This is a genomic window from Nocardia sp. NPDC052112, from assembly GCF_040680135.1.
Classification (GTDB): domain Bacteria; phylum Actinomycetota; class Actinomycetes; order Mycobacteriales; family Mycobacteriaceae; genus Nocardia.
Window position 1 is genome coordinate 78765 of record NZ_JBFAWD010000017.1, and the last position, 18497, is coordinate 97261.

Below are 18497 nucleotides of genomic sequence, written 5' to 3' on the forward strand. Positions count from 1 at the left end.
GCACGCCTGGCGTTGGTCCCGAACCGCAGGGCACAAAGACCGCTCCCGCTGTCGTTGATTCGGCATGCGCGGGCCCTACGTGCTGACAGATGTGTGCTACCCCGGCAGCGCGTGCCGCCTCTGGGACTGAGCGTGCGTGTCGTGTCGGTAGAACTCAGGGCAAGGGCGCGGACCAGCGCAGTACGGTGCCGCCGTCGGTGCCCTTGGCAATGCTGAAGCTGCCGCCTGCCTGTTCGGCGCGCGTGGCCAGATTCGCCAATCCGCTCATCCGGGTGATGTCGTCGGGGATGCCGATGCCGTCGTCGGTTACTTCGATGGTGACGTCGTCGCCTACCCGGAGATGGACCGATACCGTGGTGACATGCGCGTGTCGCACCGCGTTGCTGACTGCTTCGCGCAGTACTGCTTCGATGTCTTCGGATAGTGGCGGTGCCAGCACCGAGACCGGTCCGGCGAGTCGAATCGTGGTGCGCAGCCCGCTTTCTCCGATCATGTCCGCGATGATGGTATGCAGGCGTTTGCGCAGCGTCGGGGCATCCGCGGTGGTGGTGCTGTGCAGATCGAAGATCGAGTGCCGGATGTCTTGGACGATCGCTTGGATGTCCTGGATGGTGTCGGTGAGCCGGGATTTCACCTCGGGGACGCGGGCGCGCTGGGCGGTGCTCTGCAGCGAGAGGCCGACTGCGAACAAGCGCTGGATGACATGGTCGTGCAGGTCACGCGCGATCCGATTGAGTGGGCGCGTTGAGTTTGGAGGCCAGCACCGCAGCCTGGGTGCGGCGTTCGACCCCGAGTTTGGTCAGCAGCCGCGAGACGTAGTTCTTCACGGTTTTCTCCGCGAGGAACATCCGGCCGGCGATCTGCCGGTTCGTCAGCCCCTCACCGAGCAGACCGAGCAGGGTCCGTTCTTGTTCGCTGAGACTGGCCAGTGGCCCGGTCTTCGCCTCGGCCTCCTCGCGCAATTTCGCCATGAGGGCCGCGGCCGCGCGATTGTCGAGCAGCGACTTGCCCGCGCCGACTTCGCGAATCGCCTCGATCAGCTCGATCGTGTCGATGTCCTTGACCACGTAGCCGCTGGCCCCGGCCAGGATGGCATCGAGCATGGCCTGCTCGTCGGTGAACGAGGTGAGTATCAGACACCGCAGCTCGGGATGCTGATCCAGCAGTTCACGGCACAGCTCGATGCCATTGCCGTCGGGCAGCCGCACATCCAGAACCACGACGTCCGGGCGTAGCGCGGGAATTCGCGCCAAGGCCTGCGACACCGTGCCCGCCTCACCGACGACCTCGAGATCAGACTCGGTATCGATCAGATCCTTCACACCACGACGCACGATCTGATGATCATCGACCAAGAACACGCTGACCATCAGCGAAGACCTTCCTCCAGCATCAGTTCAGACTACTGAGGGATCAGGCGCGACGTATCGGCGACAGGCCCCGGTTCGGTGACGAAATCCCGCACTGGCTCGGGCTCGATCCGTTGCCAGGCACGCACCGCCGCGGCCATCGTGTGATCCACCGGCGCGGCGGTGTCGAGCGCTACCGCGTCGGTCCACGATGATGCCGCGGCCGCCATGGCGTCGGAGATATCCGGTGTCGCATCGGATTCGCAGGCCGCGCGCTGGCGGATCCGGCCGCTCGCGACGGTGCGTGGGCAGACACATCGCAGCTGGACCAGCTCGGCGTGAGCTTCTTGGGCGAGCGCCGCTGCGCGCTGTCGTTCGGTCGCATCGATCCAGCTGGCGTCGAGGATCACCGACGCACCGGATCCCAGCAACGCACGGGCCTCGGTCAGTATCTCGGAATATACGCGTGCCTTGCCCGCTGGTGCGTAGGCACCGACACCATAGGTGCCGATCGAACCGGTCAGTTCGCGTGTGGCCAGTAGTTGCTTGCGCATATGGTCGCTGGAGATGACGACCGCACCGGTGGCCAGCGAAAGGTTGTCGGCCATGGTGGATTTCCCGGTGCCGGGCAGCCCGCCGACGAGCACCAGTCGTACCGCCGCCTGCTCGAGGTGGCGCACCGCGATTTGCAGGTGCCGGTGCGCATACTCGCGTGCAGCCGTCTCGCCCTGGCCGAAGCGGATGACGTCGACCTTCGCGCGGACCAGCGCGCGATAGGCGACATAGTGATCCCGCAGCGACCTGGGCGCCGGGTCCGCGGAAGCGCGGAGATATTCGTCGAGCAGTCGATCACCCAGCTCGCGATGGCCGAGGAATTCCAGATCCATGGCCAGGAAGGCGATGTCGTCGAGGCAGTCGAGATAGCGCAGTCGATCGTCGAAATCCAGACAATCCAGTACCCGAAAGCCGTCGGTGAGATCGAAGATATCCTCGGCGAGTAGATCGCCGTGCCCGTCGACAATGTGGCCATCGGCGATCCTGTTCGCCAGCAACGGGTTTCGGCCGTCGATGTAGCGGATCGCGAGTTCATCGATCCGCGCGAGTCGTGCTGGTTCGACGACATCGGCGGACTGGCCGCTCAGGCTGTGCAAGAGCACGCGCCAGCGGGCACGTAGTTCCTCCGGTGTTCCGGCGCGGTCGATCTCCGGGCCGCGCCGTGCCGTGCGATGGAACAGGGTCAGCACGTGGACCAGCGCGGACAGCTCCGATGCGCGCGCATTCGGGTTGGTGAGAATGTTGGACAGTCGCCGGTCCTCGGGCATGCGGCGCATGACGATCACCGGTTCGGCGGGGCCGCCCGTCGGATCGGAAAGATGCGCGACGCCGAGATACACATCCGCTGCCAGGCGCCGGTTCAGCTCGACTTCCCGCGCGCAGGCGCGCTCGCGCAGTTCGGTTGTGCTGAAGTCCAGGAAGTCGGTCGCGATCGGTTTCTTCGTCTTGTACGCCCGGTCCCCACACAGCACCACGACACCGGTGTGGGTTTCGCGCAGCTGCGCGGGCGCGGTCACTGCCATGTTCCGTGCGTTTCGGCAGGCTCGACGAGTGTCATGCCTGCGGTAGCGCCACCGTCGATGATGAATTCCGATCCGGTCGAGAAGGTGGCCTCGTTGACGATGAAGCCGACCATCGCCGCGACCTCCTCTGGATCGCCGAAACGTGGAAGCGGCTGGGCCGCAACAATACTCGTATCGAAGCTGGCCGTCATAGGGGTGTGGATCGGTCCGGGATGCACCGAGCAGACCCTTACCCCGGCGTCACCGAATTCGAGTGCGGCGGCCTTGGTCAACCCGCGCAGGCCCCATTTGCTGGCCACGTAACCGGCGATCCCGGAATAGCCCATCAGACCCGCGGTCGAGGAAATGTTGACGATGACACCTCCGCCATTGGCGCGCAGCCGCGGTGCCGCCAGATGCATACCCAGCCAGGCGCCGAACAGATTCACATCCACGACGTGGCGGAACATCGCGGGCGATTCGGACTCGATACCGCCGAAGTCGAGGATGCCCGCATTGTTCACCACAACGGCCAGTGGTCCGAAGTCCGCTTCGGCGTCGTCGAGTACCTGGCGCCAACCATGCTCGTCGGTGACATCGAGGTGCCGGAATATCGCTGTCGGGCCAAGGGATTCGGCCGTCGCTGTGCCCTCGATGTCGAGGAGATCGGCCACGACCACGCGAAGGCCGGATTTGACCAGCGTTTGCGCAATCGCCGCGCCGATGCCACGCGCGCCGCCGGTGACGACGGCGCTTCGGCCATGAAATTCGAGCATGATGCCCACCTCGGTCTTTGCTGACGCATGTATCGGTTCTCGCTGATGCACTCAGGATTTCGCACTAGACGCCGTGGCGTGATGGCCAAAGGTCATTGATGTGGCGGGACTTCTGGTCTGTCCTGTGGATCGGGCAAAGCGGCGTCGGAAGTCCCGCAGGGAGGGGTCGTCCTGCTCTTACCCGGGAGCCGTGGTGGTGCGACCGTCAGTCGAGGCGGAATGAAGGGACGACAACAATGGACCGCGGCCTGCCCGATGATCACACCGTGCGAGCGGCGCTGGCGCTCGCGGTGCGGGCGCCGTCGGTGCGCAATACCCAACCGTGGCGATGGCGGATCGGAAACCGCAGCGTCCACCTGTATCTGGATCCGACCCGGGCGTTGCCCTCGACCGACCCCGACCACCGCGATCTCGTCTTGAGCTGTGGTGCCGCGCTGCATCATCTGCGGGTCGCGTTCGCGGCGCTCGGCTGGTCGGCGGTGGTGCACCGGCTGCCGAATCCGGCGGAACCGAACCACCTGGCATCGATCGAGCTGGTGCGGCATCGGCCGATTTCCCACGAAATCGAACTGAGTGACGCCATTACTCGCAGACGGACCGATCGCAGGTACTTCAGTGCCTGGCCGGTGCCGCCGGGATACCTGGGATTGGTTACCGAGCGCGCCGCGACACTGGGGGCGATCCTGCGACAGGCGACGGACCGGTCGCGGGACTGTGTGGTCGAAGTGATGCGGGCCGCGGCTGAGCGGCACGCGGGGGATCCGGGCTATCGATTCGAGCTGGCCGAATGGAGCGGCAGGCACGCGACGTCGGATGGTGTACGTCCCAGGAACACTCCGCGATCCCGGACCGAGGACGAGCTGCCAGCCCGGGTGTTCGCCAGCCCCCAACTGACCGATGAAGCGTATGAGCCCGACTTCGCCGAGGTGCTCGTGCTCGGGACCACGGCCGACGATCAGCTGTCGAGGCTGTGCGCGGGCGAGGCGTTGAGTGCGGTACTACTGACCGCGACGAACGTCGGGTTGGCCACCTGCCTGCTGACCGAACCGCTCGAGATCCCGGCGCTGCGGAATCTGGTCCGTCTCGGCGTCCTCGACGACTACGGCTATCCGCAGGCCGTTATCAGAATCGGCTGGGCGCCGACGAGTACCGATGGGCTGCCCGTCACACCGCGGCGGGCGGTCGAGGACGTATTGGATTAGATCCTTTCGACGCCACCGAGGTGACGAGATGATCGATAGAGCGGCCCGCAGCCGCCCTGTCATTTTGGACATTCGGACCTCGAGTTTCATCCGCATCGTGGCGCGTACGTCGCCCTCGGTCCTGACTGTTTCCGACATTGATCGACGGCAACGCGCTGCCGCATATCGTCGGTGTCCGACGCTCGTTGACTTCGACCACATCGACCGGCTTCCCATCGGGGTGGCGCTCAGGCCGTTGCGATCTCGAGTACCTCGTCGAGCGGGCGCCGTGGCGTCGGCGTGTAGTCGGTGTCTTCGGGTGCGGTGCCGATGCGGATCACGACCTGGGGCACGTCCGGGTGGGGGATGAGGTCGGTGATCACTGATCGGCTGGCGGCGAGTTCGGTGATGTGGGTGAGCGCACAGGTGGCCAGACCACGTGCCGTGCATTCGAGGAGCACCTCGGAGAGCGCCTCGCCGGTATGCAGCCATTGGGCGGCGGTCTCGTCGAGGGTGCTGAGCACCACCAGCCGGGCCTCGTCTTCGAGATCGGTCCGGCGAACCGAATACGGCGCAGCCGGGAAGCTGCGTCCGATATCGACCCTGGCCGCCTCGGAATCCGAGACCAGTGCGGCAGCGGGCACACCCGCTTTGGCATCTGAATGTCCAGTCCACCAATGTAATTCGGTTTGATACGGCATGTCGTAGCGGCGCAAGGCGGTGGCGTGCTCGGTGGCAGCGGCCAGCCGGGGCCGGTTGCGCTCGGCGATTTCGTCGACCGACACATGATGTGGGCGGGCCAAGTCGCGCACCGCGGCGAGCACGTCGAGCCAGCCGGGCGGTGCCAGCATCGGCAGCCGATCGGTGCGGCGCTGATGGATGGCGCGGATCCGGGCAGCCGTCGTATTCAGGGCGCCGGGCCACGGCCGGAACTCGAGCGTGGCGAGGTGCCCGGGCAGATCAGGATCCGGAAACCGGGTGATATCGGTGAACCAGCCCATCCACACGAAGGCGAGACGCGCGTGATCGAGCACTGCACCGCAGCTGATCACCAGTTGTCGGCCAAGCGGGTCCGCCGAGTGCAACAGCCGGTCGGTGTCGCTGTGTAACCGCAGTTGCGTACCGTCGAACACCCAGCGCCACGGCTGGGTGTTGTGCACCGATGGGGCCCGGCAGGCGAGCATCAACGCCATCCGCACGGTCCGCAGATCGGGCGTGTTCGGACGATCGCTTGTGTTCATGCTTCGAGTCTCGACCCCGACAACAGCGGTCGCGACGGGCAATGCGCACCGGATCGAGGGTCCATCGTCACTACCGCCGTGCGGCCGCGTCCAGTCGTGCCTGCCAGCGGGTCGGGCAGTACCGCAAGCTGGCCGAGGATTGCGGACCCTGTGTTTGCGCTGCGGTTCGCAAGACGCCTGTTGTCTGGGTCGAACTCCAGAGCTGATAGCGCGAAATTGTGAACCTTCTGGCGGCTTCGAGATAAGGGCATTCGGACCCGGGTTGCCGGGGACTTTCGCCCCTGGGCGGTACCGGGGCGCGGTGGTGGCATGGGGAGCCGACAGACTCGGATCGAGAAGGAAAGGTAGGCAACACCATTGACGCGTGAGCTGGCCCAACGGGAGATACTCGCCGAACTGGAGCCGATGGCCGAGGAGTGTGTGCACCGGCACCTGTCGATGTCCAAGGACTGGCATCCGCACGACTACGTGCCATGGGATGCGGGCCGCAACTTCGCCGCACTCGACGGAATCGATTGGGAGCCCGAACAATCCTCGCTCAGCGAGGTCGCCAAGGCTGCGATGATCACGAATCTGCTCACCGAGGACAATCTGCCTTCCTATCACCGCGAAATATCGGAGAACTTCTCCCGCGACGGCGCTTGGGGCACCTGGGTGGGCCGGTGGACCGCCGAGGAAATGCGTCACAGCACCGTGATTCGCGACTATCTAGTGGTGACCCGAGGCGTCGATCCGGTCGCGCTGGAAGAGGTCCGGATGGTGCATATGACCAACGGCTTCTCCTCAGGAGTCAGCGACGCCGATGTGGACACGGGGGCCGGATTCCTGCATTCGGTTGCCTACGTGAGCTTTCAGGAGTTGGCCACCCGAGTCACCCACCGCAACACCGGCCGAGTGTGCAATGACGCGATCGCCGACAAGATGTTGCAGCGCATCGCCGCCGACGAGAACCTGCACATGATTTTCTATCGCACCATGTGCGGCGCGGCACTGGATCTGGTGCCGGATCAGGCGATCGAGGCCATCGCCACTATCGTGGAGAACTTCCGGATGCCCGGGGCCGGGATGCCGAAGTTTCGCCGCAACGGCGTGCTCATGGCCAAACACGGTGTCTATGACCTGCGCCAGCATCTGGAAGAGGTACTGCAGCCGGTGATACGGCAGTGGAATCTGTTCGGCCGCACCGATTTCAGCGCGCGTGGGGAGCAGGTGCGGGAACGGCTGGCGGCGTTCCTGGAGGATATGGCACAGGTGCAGATCCCGCGCTTCGAGGAACAACGCGACCGCGCTCTGGCGCGCGAACGTGCTCGAGCCTGATCGACCGGCCACCGCCGTCGATCCGGTCCAGCGGGTCTCGGCGTGGCTGCGGCTCATCGGCGGCCTGGTCGGCTGGCTGGCCTCGGTCACCGGCGCTTTCGGGGCTATTGGCTATCGCTGGTGTAGCCGGCTCATTCGTACCGCGTCGTCAGGATGTCGACAAGCGGTCGGCGCGGCGTCGGCGCGGCTTCCAGTTCGTCGTCGGGTACGGAACCGACCCGGATGACCACCTGCGGTATGCCGGGATGGGGAAGCATCCCCGCGATCAACTTCCGGCTCGAGGGCATTTCGGTAATGTGGGTCAGCGCGCAGGTCGCGAATCCGGCCGCCGTGCACTCCAGCAGTAGGGCGGAGAGCGCTTCGCCTGTGTGCAGCCACGCGGTGACCGAATCGCGCTGCGAGCTGAGCACCAGCAGACACGCGTGATCTTCGAGCGTGCCACGGCGGGCCGAATGCGGCGCGGACGGGAAGATGCGACCCACGCCGACGCGGGCGAATTCGGCATCGGAGACCAGTGCCTCACGCGGGATGCCCTCCGGGTCACCGGAATGCCCCGTCCACCAATGCAATTCGGTCTGGTACTCCAGATCGTAGCGGCGGACCGCAGCGGCGTGCTCGGAGGCCGTCGCGAGCTTCGGGCGCGCGCTCTCGTCGAGGAGATCGAGTACGAGATCGTGGGGTGTCACCAGCATCCGCCCGGTGTGCAGCAGCTGCGACAACCCGGTCGGTGCGTGCAGCGGCAGCCGGTCAGTGCGTCGCCGATCGATGGCGCTGGCCCGGGCCCGCACGCCGACCGGGGGTTCCGGCCATGGCCGGAACTCGATCACCGCCAGGTAGTCGGAGCGGTCGGGATCCGGTAGCCGCGTGGTATCGGTATGCCATCCTTTTGCGGCGAAGGCGGTGCGCACGTGGTGCAGCATCGCGCCACAGCTGATCACGAGTTGCCTGCCCAGCGGGTCGGTCGAGGTCAGCAGCCGATCGTCGTCGCGGTACAGATGCAGCCCGACACCGTCGAACACCCAGCGCCACGGCTGGGTGTTGTGCACCGACGGCGCACGACCGGCCAAACGCATGGCCGCGAGCACCGTCGGATGGTCTGGCACGGACTGTACGGGGGAAGGGCTGGTATCGGTCATACCTTCGAGTGTCGACGGGCGATTTGGCGCTCGATATGGACCTTGCGCCTGTTCTCGAAGGCCCATGGTCACCCGCCGACTCGGGCCGATGCCTCCGACATCGCGACCACTGGGCCTTTACTTTCGGCCGGGTCGCGCTGGGCGCGCTGTTTGATACCGAGCAACATCTTGCGCTCCATGACCCAGCTCCGCGGCTCCATGAGTAGCCGGTTGAATACCCGTGCGGGTGCTGCGGTACCGGGCAGTGCGATGCGGTTGCGGCTCACCAGTCGAGTGCTCCCGGCGCTCGGATAGAGCCCGAACGCCCAGACCCAATTCCCGTCCGTCGAGGCGAATACCAGCGCCCGATCGGGCTCGAGGATGGCCACCCGCATGCGCGGTCTGCTGTCACCGAGCGTGAAAGTGTCTCCGACGGTGAGGCTTTGGAACTCCGGCAGGATGGCGTCAGCGCTATGCATATCAAGCCCGAGCAGGTACTCGATCCAGTCGTAAGTGTAGGCGCCGCCTCGCCCCGGGCCCATCTGGACGAGCCACGGCCAGATTCGGTCGGGAGCCGTCTCGATCGTAATCGTCCTGGTGGCGACGATATCCGGGTTGCGTAGACCGGGTGGCCGTCGGCTCGGGTCCGATAACCGCGCGTGGTCGCAGCGGCGACCGCGCGATCATGGTGTGTGCGAACGGTGATTGGTCATAGACCGGACGGATAGGTCTCTGGCGTGGTGCCAGCGATCCACTCGCTGGTCGGTTCCAACGGTTCCAGTGCGGTGGTGCGGTCGATGTGGATGAGTGCGTCGAACTGGTCGGCGGGGCGGGTGTGGAGGTAGTGGCTCTGGCGTTCGGTGCTGGGGTGATAGACCACGCCGATAGCGCGCTGTAACCGGGGCTGGCGCAATAGGTCCGCTGCCTCGCCGAGCAGGTCCATACGCAGCATGAATTCCCGGTTGCCGGTGTCGTGCAGCAGTTCCTCCACGCTCGACGGCAATGCCGGACGGACGGTTTCGCGGCGGGCAGGTCCACCCCAGTCCTCTGCTGCGGTGACCGTGCCTGTGCAGGTGCTGAAGCCGATGAGGCGACAGGTGTCGCCGTGGCGTTCGCGCACCAGCTGCCCCAAGGTGAGTTGGCCTTCGCCGCCCATTTCGGTGGCGCGCGCATCGCCGACATGAGAGTTGTGCGCCCACACCACGATTCGGTCGGGGGAACCGTCGCGGCTCAGATGGGTGGCGAGCGCGTCGAGGGTGTCGGCCATATGCTCGTCCCGCAGATTCCACGAGGACACCCGGTCGCCGAACATGGCCCGGTAGTAGGCCTCGGCATCGCGTACCGACCAGGCGTTGCGCAACGCGTCGAACAGTTCGTCGGCGGCGAAGGGTTCGAGTTCGCCGCGGGCTATCGCTACGCGCTGTAATTCCAGCAGTTGCCGGATCACTTGGGCTTCACAGGATCTGCCCGCGCCGAAGGCGGCGGCGAATCCGTATGTCTGGGCGTCGTCGCCGGCGATGTGGTCGAAGCAGGCGTAGCGAATCTTGGCGCGCTGGGCCGCCTGTGGATCGACGCGGTCGAGGTAGTCCACGACCTCCTGCATCGAGCGATGCAGGCTATAGAGGTCCAGACCGTAGAACCCGGCCTGCGGCTGGTCGCGGCACTGCCGCTCGGCGTTGTATGCGCGCAGCCAGATGACGAATTCGCGGACCTCGGTATTGCGCCACATCCAGGCCGGGAAGCGCTCGAAGCCGCGCAGCGCCTCCTCGGCGGTGGCGTCCGAGCCGCGCCCGTGTACGTACCTGTTCACCCGGTAGGCATCGGGCCAATCCGCTTCGGCGGCGACGGCGATGAAACCCTTCTCCTCGATCAGCCACCGAGTGATCGCCGCGCGCGCTCGATAGAACTCCCGTGTGCCGTGCGAACTTTCGCCGATCAGCACGAACCTGGCGTCGCCGATCAGCTCCTCGAGCGCGTGTGTGGGTGGTATGCCTTCGGCCGCGTCGAGGGCCGCGGCCCGGATGATCGCGGCGGCGTCGATGCGCGGGACGGCCGCACCGGTGGTCGAGATGCTCATCAGGGTGCGCACCTGCTCGTCAGTGACCTGGGTGAAGTCCCAGAACCACTCACCGACCGCGCGGAACGGAGTAGGCATTGTCGCGCAGACCATTTCGTCGACCGACGCGCCCAGTTCCCGGCAGGTCGACTCCGGCGCGGCAGGGACCGCGACGACGATCCGCTTCGGCTCGCCGGACCGAACCGCCTCGATGGCCGCGAACATGCTTGCGCCGGTGGCCAATCCATCGTCCACCAGGATCACCGTCCGCCCGGCCACCTCGATGGGGCCTCGGTCGGCGCGATAGACCGCCTCTCGCCGGACCATCTCCTCGGCTTCGTCGCGGGCGATGCCACGGACCTGATCAGCGGTCAGCCGCAGCCCGCGCACCATGTCGTCGTTGAGCACGATCCGGCCGCCGGTGGACAGCGCGCCGATCGCGAACTCCGGATGCCCCGGTGCGCCCAGTTTGCGCACGACCAAGGCGTCCATTGGTGCGCCCAGTGCCGCGGCGACCTCCCACGCGACCGGGACCCCGCCGCGCGGCAGCCCGAGGACCAGGACATCCGGATCGCCGCGATAGTGTTCGAGCAGACCGGCCAGCACCCGGCCCGCCTCGTGCCGATCCCGAAAGATCGGTCGAGGTGGTTCCTGCTGCACTCGCGTATCGCGCATCGCAAGCCTCCCATCGGCGGGCCCAGCGGGGACCCAATTATGTTGTCATAGTGCGGTATTCGGTGGCGGATACCGTTCGGGCCGGTGAGTGGGCAGACCGAGGGCGCTGCGCTGCACGGCCAGCGTCAGATCCGTCGCGGTCACCACGCCGATCAGTCGACCGTGTGGATCGATCACCGCGATGACGTCGAAGTCCGGTCGCAGTACCACCTGGGACGCCACGATGGCGAGCGGTTCCTCGCCGGATACCCGAGCCGTCGGCGGCAGTGGGCGGGCGACTCTTTGTACAGCGGTGGTCTCGCGTGCCGCTGCGGGCAGTGCCGTGAGATCGGACCAGGCGAGTTCCCCGATCGGCCGACCCGCCTGGTCGATCACCGGGAACACCCGGTGATCGGTATGGACGATGTGGGAGCGCAGCAGGTCGGCGACGGACCAGTCGACGGGAACCGACAGCGGATGTTCGGTCATGACATCGCGAATCCGCGTGTCGCCGAGCCGATGTCGCAGTCCGGCGGCGGCCAGTTCTCTATTGGCGGCCGAATACAGGAACCAGCCGAGCAGCATCAGCCACAGCCCACCACCATCGCCCACGAGTAGTAGCTCGGCACCGCCGAGAATCAACAGACCCGTCCCGAGGATCTGGCCGCTGTACGCGGCAATGGTGCTGGCGCGCAACCGATCTCCGGTGTGCCGCCAGACCAGCGCACGCAACACCCGGCCACCGTCCAGCGGCGCGCCCGGCAACAGATTGAACACGGCCAAAATGAGATTCATCGCGGCCAGCCAGCCGAGCATCGCCGGCACCGGCCCGCTGACCAGCGCGCCGACCAGCGCGGCAACGCCGAGAAACGCGGCACCGAGCACGAAGCTGGTGAGCGGTCCGGCCATCGCGATGCGCAGATCCGAGCGCGGATTCTTCGGTTCGTCGCCGAGTTCGGATACGCCGCCGAGTAGCCACAACACGACCGCTTCGACCCGGGTGCCGCTGCGGCGGGCGATGATCGAGTGCGCGAGTTCATGGCTCAGGAGGGAGGCGAACAGTCCGATCGCGCCGGTCACGGCGACAAGCCAAACCGCCACCGAGTTGCCGTGGATATCGGTCAGCGAGCGGCCGAGTAGATAGGTGAACAAGCCCAGGGTGACCAGCGCCGACCAGTGTGCGCCGACTCGAATGCCCGCGACCCGCCCCAGCGGGATCGTCGTACGAAGCATGTCAGCGCTCCCGCGGTTCGGCGCCGACGAGACCTTCGGCGAGCAGAATGCGGTGTGCCCGCTGGGCGGCCTGGGTCGTCCGGTCGTTATCGGGGGTGTCGGCGGGCAATCGCTCGAGGCCGCGCGCCAGCACCGCGACGGCGTCGCCGAGCGCTCGGATATGCTCCTCGAGCTCGGCGGTCGGACCGACCGCGTGTTCCTCGGCAGCTGGTTGCCATTCGATCAGTGACTCGTCGACGGCCTCGGTCCGCGCACCGCATAGCACGCCGTACAGATGCATCGGCAGTACCGCGAATATCCGGTTCAACTGCCCGGGGGAGAACAGCTCCGACAGCGCCGCCGTGACCGCACCCGCGACCGGGCCGACCTCCTCCACACCGATACCGGCTTCGCGGGCGAACTGCCTGGTGAATTCGGCGATACCGTGCCGGACCGGCACATGGCTGGGTACCCAGCCCTCGTAGTAGGCCCCGCGCAGGATCTCGGGCAGTTGCGCGGCCAGATGTGCCGAACTGCTGACGTTGATGCGGTCGCACACGGTGTGCAGCCAGGCGCGCAGCACCCGATAGGCGAAGGCCCGGTCGTCGGTATCGAGACAGTCGGCGATGTCGCGCAGCCAGTCGTGCGCAGTCTGCACCGCAGGCCCGAGCGGATCGTCACGGTGCGGCATCGTCGGCCTCCTGGTACTGCGGGGTGTTATGGGCCCCAGCCTGCGCTGCGTGTGGCCACCGACCTAGGGCCGAAGGGCGCTGTCGGGTGAGCCGATGGTCCTGCTTTCGCCATCGACGTCCCCGGACAGCCGCAGTCGGGTGGGGAGGGCCGAAGGTCCCTTACGTGGTGGACGTTTCGCAGCAGGTCCGGGTCAGGGGACTCCGCCATGTGGCGTTTGGGGTGGAGACGATGGCGATATGACAGATACGGTCCCGGTCGGCACCTCGACAGGCGCAACGTTCGGCTGGTCGCCGATCGACAAGCCGCAGGCCGAACAGGTGCGGGCCAATCTCATCGACTATGACCGAGCGTGTCTCGAATTCTCATGGGAGCAGGCGCGATCCGAGCTCGCCGGGTTGCCGGACGGTGGGTTGAACATCGCCTATGAGGCGGTCGACCGGCACGCCGTGGGTCCGGCGAGAGACACACCCGCGTTGCGGTGGTTGCCCGCTGCGGGCGGTGAGGTCGTGCTGACCTACGCCGAGCTTGCCGTGGCGACCAATCGATTCGCGAACGTGCTGCGTGGAATAGGGATACGTCGCGGTGAGCGGGTCTGCGTCCTGCTCGGTCGTACGCCCGAGCTGTATATCGCGGTGCTGGGCGCGTTGAAGGCGGGATGTGTGGTCGGCGGATTGCTCGGCGTGCGACCACAGGTGACGACCACCCCGGCGGCCGACCACCGGGCCAGCGATGGCGCAGTCGGCGCGCGCTTCCTGAACACCATTGCCGAACTGCTCCAACATCCGGAGCAGCTGTGAACAACGAAAGGTCGTGAACGACCATGTCCCGCACCCTGTCTCGGGATGATGCAGATACCGTCGTCCGAACCGCCCTGCGCGGATTCGCTTCCGACGCCGAACTCGCGGCACTTGCGCGCGCCGAACCCCTGCGCGCCGCACTCGACCTCGACTCCCTCGACTTCCTCACCTTCGTCGAAAAGCTCACGCGAGCAACCGGAGTGCGGATCGATGAGGCCGACTACCCCCAGTTGGTATCGATCGACTCGTGCGTGGAATTTCTCACCACCGCCGTAGGGACGTCTCGGTGACATGTGACAGCCGCCCCACCGGTGCCGGCGCGCGTGAATCCGGTCCTATCGGCATGCTGGCCAGGTCTTTCGGTCCTTTCGCCCAACAATCCTCAGGCCGGCGCGGTACCCGACAACATCTTTACGATCGGCACACCAGGACCGGGCAGGTGGTGTGATGGAGCAGGTCACGGCTGGTCGATCCGAACAGCATGGCCGTCGCGGTCGGGTGGCCGTGGCTGCCGACGACGAGGAGTTGCGCATCCTGGGCTATCTCGTTCAGCACCGTGCGGGCCAGGCCGGGGACCGGCATTTCGATGACCTCGACATCCGGATACTCCGTGCGCCAGCCCGCCAATGCCTCGGCCAGCAGGGTGCGCTCCGTCCCGGCGCGGTCGAGATGGTGGCCCACCGCTTCGATGCGTGACGGCCAGCAGTGCACGGCAGTCAGTGGCACCTCGAGCGCCGCGGCGATTTCGAAGCCGTGCGCGATGGCCGGGATGCTGAGCTCGGTCCCATCGACGCCGACCGCCACCGGCTTGCCACGGGGAATGGGCCTGCCATTCGCGCCACGCCACACCCCGACCGGGCAATGTGCGTGCTGAGCGACATGCATCGTGGTCGGCCCGACCAGCCGCTGCCCGTAAGCGGTCCGTGCACCGACGACAACGATGCGAGCGTGCGGGCTCAATGCCACGAGCGCTTCGGCGGGCGGGCCTCGAGGACGTATCACGCTTACGGTCAGATCCGGATCGCAGGTCAGGACGAGTTGGCGGGTGCGTTCCAGTGTGGCGCGGGCGGCATCGGACAAGTGTGGCGAATGGATACGGTCGGCCAACTGCTGTGCGGAGGTGGCCGCGTGCGGCAATGCACAGGCGATCAACAGCGGCGCGTGCAGCGCACCGGCCAGATAGGCCGCCCAGCGCGCCGCGTTCAGCGCTGTCGGCGAATCGTCCACGCCGACAACGATCGTATTGCGGTCGGCCCTGGTACTCATCGATCGCACTCCTTGCCGAGAGTCGCGCCACAACGGGCTATCTGCCACACCCCACCGTCGTCGCCGCGCGGCCCGCGCGATAGGGGCATTGGTGCCTGATGATCAAGGTCCTCGGTCAACCGAAGGACGGCTGCCCGCCAGATTCTGGGTCACCCGGGCATTCGCGCGGCAAACTTGACGCCAACACGACCGCTCATCGCCGAGGTTCGCACCCAGAGGTGGATGTCGCGTACTGCCGGTCCCTCGCGCTACGAGTCCTGTCCGACCGGGCGGCTCATTCCGCGCCATTCGCGGTCCAGGGCCGCGTAGCTGCGGGCCCGCAGTAACAGGCTGACACCGTAACCCACAAGCATTGCGCCACTCCAGATCGTGACGAGCACCGTCATGCCGATACCGACTCCTCTGCTAGCGGCGACAGCCGAACGCTCCGGTGGGGTGGTCGCTTTGCCATCGCCATCGAGCCACACCCGCACCTCATCGCCCAGCGCGGAGTTGTCGGACACCTCGGTGGTTTTCGTCCCGGATCGGCCGCTCTGATCCCAGCGCACCGTCGCTTCGAACCGTTCGGTGGTAGTCCCGTAGGCGTCGACCGTCACGATTCGCTCCGGCTTCGCCGTGATCGTCGCGGGCACCGCGACTTTTGTCGCGTTCTCGACCTGGATTCGGCTCGCGGCGGCGGTATAGCCCGCGGTGCCCGCAGCACCCGCGACCGGTACCGCGATGAGCATGACAATGATCGCGAACAGCCACACCAGTGCCTCGATCCGATCCGATCCACGCATCAGCGGAGTGCTGCGCCACGGTCGGCGCTGCCACCATCGGGTCGGCAAGGCGGGGTATTGCGACATGTCGATCACCTCGTCCGCCGTGGCGTAGGGTCCGGCTCTGAAGGCGATTCCGCCGCGGGACCCGGATCCGACAGCTCATGCCGCAGTGCGGCAAAGTGCGCCGCCGCGCTCTTCTCCCGCTGGCGCAGCTGCGCACCGCTCAGCACATATGAGTCGGGACCGGGAAAGGTCAGTGCGCGATGTCCGGTATCGGACCAATGCACCAGGTAGGGCGGCGAGCCATCGTGCGAATGCACCTCCTCGATGAGACCGTGCCGAGTCGGGCCGCCATTGGCACCGCCCTCGACGATCAGCCAGTCTCCTGGTTGTGCGTGCATGACGGACCTCCGTAGCTCAGGGTGCGGTGCGCTGGGTGCGCAGGATGTGGACGAGGAACACGCCGGTGACGGCGGCCATGACCGCGGCCATCAGTAGGCCGCCGACGATGCCGATGACCAGCACGAGTGCCGTGGGTTGTCCGGGCTGCCATAGCGGGCTGGTGAACCCGGTGAACGCGAGCAGTCCGGCCAGCCAGGCCAGAGCGGTCGCCCAAATCCAGCGACCCGCACCGGTCACCTGACGGCGCAGCACATACCACTGGGTGATGCCGATCGATAGGAGCAGGATCATTACGCCCGCCGCCGCCGCTGGTGCCAGCACCCAGGGTGACCACGTATCGAGTCCGTCTGCGGCCAGCACCGGGACCACACCGACCGCCCAAGCGATCAAGGCCCCGAGCGAGGTGGCACGGATCCAGCCGCTCGAACGCATCCCGGATAGGACCGACCGCAACACCCCGGCCTGGAACCAACCCAGCACACTGCCCTCGGCCACGCCCGCGATCAGCAACGCCACAGCGGCGGCGACCGGCGTCGCGTCCCGCACCAATGCACCGGTCACCGCGGGCGCGGCGAAGCCGAGCAATTCACCGAGCGTCACGTTGGTGAACCAACGTTGCCACAGTCCCCGTTGTTGTATGTGGTGCGTCTGGACGCCAACCATCGGCTCGGGGGCGGAAGCCAACTCGATCACAATGACGGGATCTGGGGTCGGCACCTCCGCACGGGGAAAAGCAGCTTGATAGATCGCTGCCGCTTCTTCGCGTTCCAGCGAATCTGGTTGTGCCACATGCCCCGTTCCGCAATACCACCGGCCATCGAGCCACACCGACAGCGGCCGGGGTGTGTGGAAATTGCGCCACCATGTTTTTGTTTCAGCGCGACCGACACGGACGACCACGCTATCGTCCATACGAGCATAGGACACCGGTAGTGCGATATGACGACCCGACAGGCGCGCCTGATAGCGCAGTTCGCACCGGTTGCGGCGCAGGCCGTGGGCGAGCGGGGAGTGCAGTGCCGACAACATCACCGATGCGCCGAACCCCGGTGCCTGATATCGAGTCGTGCTGATTGTCATGCGTCAATCGTCACGCCATCGCACAGTTCGGCGGCAGGTCCGAATGGCATTGGTCCGGTAGTCCTTCGCCCCCAAGAATCAGCCGACGATCCCGATGAAAGCAGCGACTCGGCCAGGTGTTTGGGGCTTCGAGTAATCACCGACGGAGGTTTTTGGTCCAAGGCTCCGTGGTGTCCTTTGCCGCATCGGCAACCAGTGACGGACCTGTGGATCAGCATAGTGAACCACTGATGCGGAGCGGAGTCACGCGCTGGCGATATCGCGCCGATCGAAGACCGGCAACGCGACCAGCAGACACCCGATCCCGACGAGTGCGAGCCACAGATACGCCAGCGGCAGGCCCGCGCCGAGTGGGCCACTCTCGATCGCCTGATGGAATGGTGACCACGGCCCCCACGGGAGGACCGCCGCGACCAGCTTGCTCGCCACGTACAGCACATAGGCGGCGACCGCGAGAACCGTCGCGGCACCGAGTGCCAGGACCCGCCGACCGGTCGCAGCGCCGACCGCCGCGGCGATCAAACCGAACTCGATGCCGAGCAGCACCATCGACAGCGTCCCCGTCCCGGCGGCGCCGATCGAAATCCCGAGCCCGAAAACAGCCGACCCCACCATGATCGAACCGAAGAGCGCTGTGCCGAGCACTACCACCGAGGCGATCACGACGGCCGCCTGCTCCAGTGCCATCCGGATCGGCGAAACACCGTTCACCAGAAGAACTTCCAGCGTCCCGTTCGCCTCCTCACCGGCGATGCCGCCGGCGCCGCGACCGATGGCGAACACCAGGAACAAGATCGGCAGCAGCATGCTGAACAGTTCGGCATTCAGAAAGCCGGTTCCGGTGACGAACTGGTCGAGGTTGAACAATTTGCGCAACGGTTCCGGATAGTTCCGCAGAAACTCCTGCACCCCGGACATACTCGAAAATGACGGCCAGATGGCCGATACCAGCAGCACCAGCGCCACGATGCCGATACTCCAGCCGAGCAGCCCGCGCCGCTGATCGCGCAGGCACTTCGTGAACACTGTGCGCAGCAT

At 66.3% G+C, this 18497-nt stretch carries 18 protein-coding genes and 1 pseudogene; 4 read left to right on the plus strand and 15 right to left on the minus strand.

Annotated features, from left to right (window positions below):
- Nucleotides 1-154: 154 nt before the first annotated feature.
- The 4 genes and pseudogenes from AB0L58_RS28930 to AB0L58_RS28945 all read right to left on the minus strand — a co-directional run.
- Nucleotides 155-733 (minus strand): annotated as a pseudogene (locus tag AB0L58_RS28930) (ATP-binding protein); the annotation flags it as partial.
- A complete protein-coding gene (locus AB0L58_RS28935; RefSeq protein WP_364391246.1) occupies nucleotides 717-1370 on the minus strand; it encodes a response regulator transcription factor in 654 nt (217 codons plus the stop codon). The gene AB0L58_RS28935 and the pseudogene AB0L58_RS28930, both read right to left, overlap by 17 nt.
- A 32-nt stretch (nucleotides 1371-1402) precedes the next feature.
- Nucleotides 1403-2920, minus strand: a complete 1518-nt coding sequence (locus AB0L58_RS28940) for an AAA family ATPase (protein WP_364391248.1) — start codon at nucleotides 2918-2920, stop codon at nucleotides 1403-1405.
- Nucleotides 2917-3681 (minus strand): SDR family oxidoreductase, encoded by a 765-nt coding sequence (locus tag AB0L58_RS28945; protein ID WP_364391250.1) that lies wholly within the window; start codon nucleotides 3679-3681, stop codon nucleotides 2917-2919. Before AB0L58_RS28945 ends, AB0L58_RS28940 begins: the two co-directional genes overlap by 4 nt.
- A gap of 236 nt (nucleotides 3682-3917) precedes the next feature.
- On the opposite strand from AB0L58_RS28945, the gene AB0L58_RS28950 reads away from it, so the two are divergent.
- A complete protein-coding gene (locus AB0L58_RS28950) occupies nucleotides 3918-4883 on the plus strand; it encodes an NAD(P)H nitroreductase (protein WP_364391252.1) in 966 nt (321 codons plus the stop codon).
- Between the two features lie 227 nt (nucleotides 4884-5110).
- Here the strand turns inward: AB0L58_RS28950 and AB0L58_RS28955 are convergent, their stop codons facing one another.
- The gene (locus AB0L58_RS28955) at nucleotides 5111-6103 is read right to left on the minus strand and encodes a hypothetical protein (protein ID WP_364391254.1); all 993 of its coding nucleotides are present in this window, start codon (nucleotides 6101-6103) and stop codon (nucleotides 5111-5113) included.
- A gap of 357 nt (nucleotides 6104-6460) precedes the next feature.
- Between AB0L58_RS28955 and AB0L58_RS28960 the strand changes: the two genes are divergently transcribed.
- The gene (locus AB0L58_RS28960; protein WP_364391256.1) at nucleotides 6461-7420 is read left to right on the plus strand and encodes an acyl-ACP desaturase; all 960 of its coding nucleotides are present in this window, start codon (nucleotides 6461-6463) and stop codon (nucleotides 7418-7420) included.
- 131 nt (nucleotides 7421-7551) lie between these two features.
- Here the strand turns inward: AB0L58_RS28960 and AB0L58_RS28965 are convergent, their stop codons facing one another.
- From AB0L58_RS28965 to AB0L58_RS28985, 5 genes are all read right to left on the minus strand, one after another.
- Nucleotides 7552-8556 (minus strand): hypothetical protein, encoded by a 1005-nt coding sequence (locus tag AB0L58_RS28965; RefSeq protein WP_364391258.1) that lies wholly within the window; start codon nucleotides 8554-8556, stop codon nucleotides 7552-7554.
- A gap of 68 nt (nucleotides 8557-8624) precedes the next feature.
- Complete coding sequence (locus tag AB0L58_RS28970; protein WP_364391261.1) at nucleotides 8625-9077, minus strand: hypothetical protein; 453 nt, start codon at nucleotides 9075-9077, stop codon at nucleotides 8625-8627.
- Between the two features lie 167 nt (nucleotides 9078-9244).
- Complete coding sequence (locus AB0L58_RS28975; RefSeq protein WP_364391263.1) at nucleotides 9245-11266, minus strand: erythromycin esterase family protein; 2022 nt, start codon at nucleotides 11264-11266, stop codon at nucleotides 9245-9247.
- A gap of 45 nt (nucleotides 11267-11311) precedes the next feature.
- Nucleotides 11312-12478, minus strand: coding sequence for a site-2 protease family protein (locus AB0L58_RS28980; RefSeq protein ID WP_364391265.1), 1167 nt, complete (start codon nucleotides 12476-12478; stop codon nucleotides 11312-11314).
- A gap of 1 nt (nucleotide 12479) precedes the next feature.
- Entirely contained in the window at nucleotides 12480-13148 is a 669-nt protein-coding gene (locus tag AB0L58_RS28985; RefSeq protein WP_364391269.1) for a DUF2267 domain-containing protein, read from the minus strand.
- A gap of 238 nt (nucleotides 13149-13386) precedes the next feature.
- On the opposite strand from AB0L58_RS28985, the gene AB0L58_RS28990 reads away from it, so the two are divergent.
- Nucleotides 13387-13947 (plus strand): AMP-binding protein, encoded by a 561-nt coding sequence (locus AB0L58_RS28990; protein ID WP_364391271.1) that lies wholly within the window; start codon nucleotides 13387-13389, stop codon nucleotides 13945-13947.
- 23 nt (nucleotides 13948-13970) lie between these two features.
- Nucleotides 13971-14237, plus strand: coding sequence for a phosphopantetheine-binding protein (locus tag AB0L58_RS28995; RefSeq protein WP_364391273.1), 267 nt, complete (start codon nucleotides 13971-13973; stop codon nucleotides 14235-14237).
- Nucleotides 14238-14358: 121 nt separating this feature from the next.
- Here the strand turns inward: AB0L58_RS28995 and AB0L58_RS29000 are convergent, their stop codons facing one another.
- The 5 genes from AB0L58_RS29000 to AB0L58_RS29020 all read right to left on the minus strand — a co-directional run bounded on the left by AB0L58_RS29000 (nucleotide 14359) and on the right by AB0L58_RS29020 (nucleotide 18497).
- Nucleotides 14359-15213, minus strand: a complete 855-nt coding sequence (locus AB0L58_RS29000) for a universal stress protein (protein ID WP_364391276.1) — start codon at nucleotides 15211-15213, stop codon at nucleotides 14359-14361.
- Nucleotides 15214-15461: 248 nt separating this feature from the next.
- The gene (locus tag AB0L58_RS29005; RefSeq protein ID WP_364391279.1) at nucleotides 15462-16061 is read right to left on the minus strand and encodes a hypothetical protein; all 600 of its coding nucleotides are present in this window, start codon (nucleotides 16059-16061) and stop codon (nucleotides 15462-15464) included.
- 5 nt (nucleotides 16062-16066) lie between these two features.
- A complete protein-coding gene (locus tag AB0L58_RS29010; protein WP_364391281.1) occupies nucleotides 16067-16378 on the minus strand; it encodes a DUF1918 domain-containing protein in 312 nt (103 codons plus the stop codon).
- A 16-nt stretch (nucleotides 16379-16394) separates the two neighbouring features.
- On the minus strand, nucleotides 16395-17459 hold the full coding sequence (locus AB0L58_RS29015; protein ID WP_364391283.1) for a hypothetical protein: 1065 nt from the start codon (nucleotides 17457-17459) through the stop codon (nucleotides 16395-16397).
- A 243-nt stretch (nucleotides 17460-17702) separates the two neighbouring features.
- On the minus strand, nucleotides 17703-18497 hold the full coding sequence (locus tag AB0L58_RS29020) for an ABC transporter permease subunit (protein WP_364391285.1): 795 nt from the start codon (nucleotides 18495-18497) through the stop codon (nucleotides 17703-17705).

Bases quoted from the DNA above. Each gene is read 5' to 3' on its own strand.
- AB0L58_RS28935 (WP_364391246.1), bottom strand. From the start codon at position 1,370: ATGGTCAGCGTGTTCTTGGTCGATGATCATCAGATCGTGCGTCGTGGT.
- AB0L58_RS28945 (WP_364391250.1), bottom strand. From the start codon at position 3,681: ATGCTCGAATTTCATGGCCGAAGCGCCGTCGTCACCGGCGGCGCGCGT.
- AB0L58_RS28950 (WP_364391252.1), top strand. From the start codon at position 3,918: ATGGACCGCGGCCTGCCCGATGATCACACCGTGCGAGCGGCGCTGGCG.
- AB0L58_RS28955 (WP_364391254.1), bottom strand. From the start codon at position 6,103: ATGAACACAAGCGATCGTCCGAACACGCCCGATCTGCGGACCGTGCGG.
- AB0L58_RS28965 (WP_364391258.1), bottom strand. From the start codon at position 8,556: ATGACCGATACCAGCCCTTCCCCCGTACAGTCCGTGCCAGACCATCCG.
- AB0L58_RS28970 (WP_364391261.1), bottom strand. From the start codon at position 9,077: ATGGGCCCGGGGCGAGGCGGCGCCTACACTTACGACTGGATCGAGTAC.
- AB0L58_RS28975 (WP_364391263.1), bottom strand. From the start codon at position 11,266: ATGCGCGATACGCGAGTGCAGCAGGAACCACCTCGACCGATCTTTCGG.
- AB0L58_RS28980 (WP_364391265.1), bottom strand. From the start codon at position 12,478: ATGCTTCGTACGACGATCCCGCTGGGGCGGGTCGCGGGCATTCGAGTC.
- AB0L58_RS28985 (WP_364391269.1), bottom strand. From the start codon at position 13,148: ATGCCGCACCGTGACGATCCGCTCGGGCCTGCGGTGCAGACTGCGCAC.
- AB0L58_RS28990 (WP_364391271.1), top strand. From the start codon at position 13,387: ATGACAGATACGGTCCCGGTCGGCACCTCGACAGGCGCAACGTTCGGC.
- AB0L58_RS28995 (WP_364391273.1), top strand. From the start codon at position 13,971: ATGTCCCGCACCCTGTCTCGGGATGATGCAGATACCGTCGTCCGAACC.
- AB0L58_RS29000 (WP_364391276.1), bottom strand. From the start codon at position 15,213: ATGAGTACCAGGGCCGACCGCAATACGATCGTTGTCGGCGTGGACGAT.
- AB0L58_RS29005 (WP_364391279.1), bottom strand. From the start codon at position 16,061: ATGTCGCAATACCCCGCCTTGCCGACCCGATGGTGGCAGCGCCGACCG.
- AB0L58_RS29010 (WP_364391281.1), bottom strand. From the start codon at position 16,378: ATGCACGCACAACCAGGAGACTGGCTGATCGTCGAGGGCGGTGCCAAT.
- AB0L58_RS29015 (WP_364391283.1), bottom strand. From the start codon at position 17,459: ATGACAATCAGCACGACTCGATATCAGGCACCGGGGTTCGGCGCATCG.
- AB0L58_RS29020 (WP_364391285.1), bottom strand. From the start codon at position 18,497: ATGCTGCGCACAGTGTTCACGAAGTGCCTGCGCGATCAGCGGCGCGGG.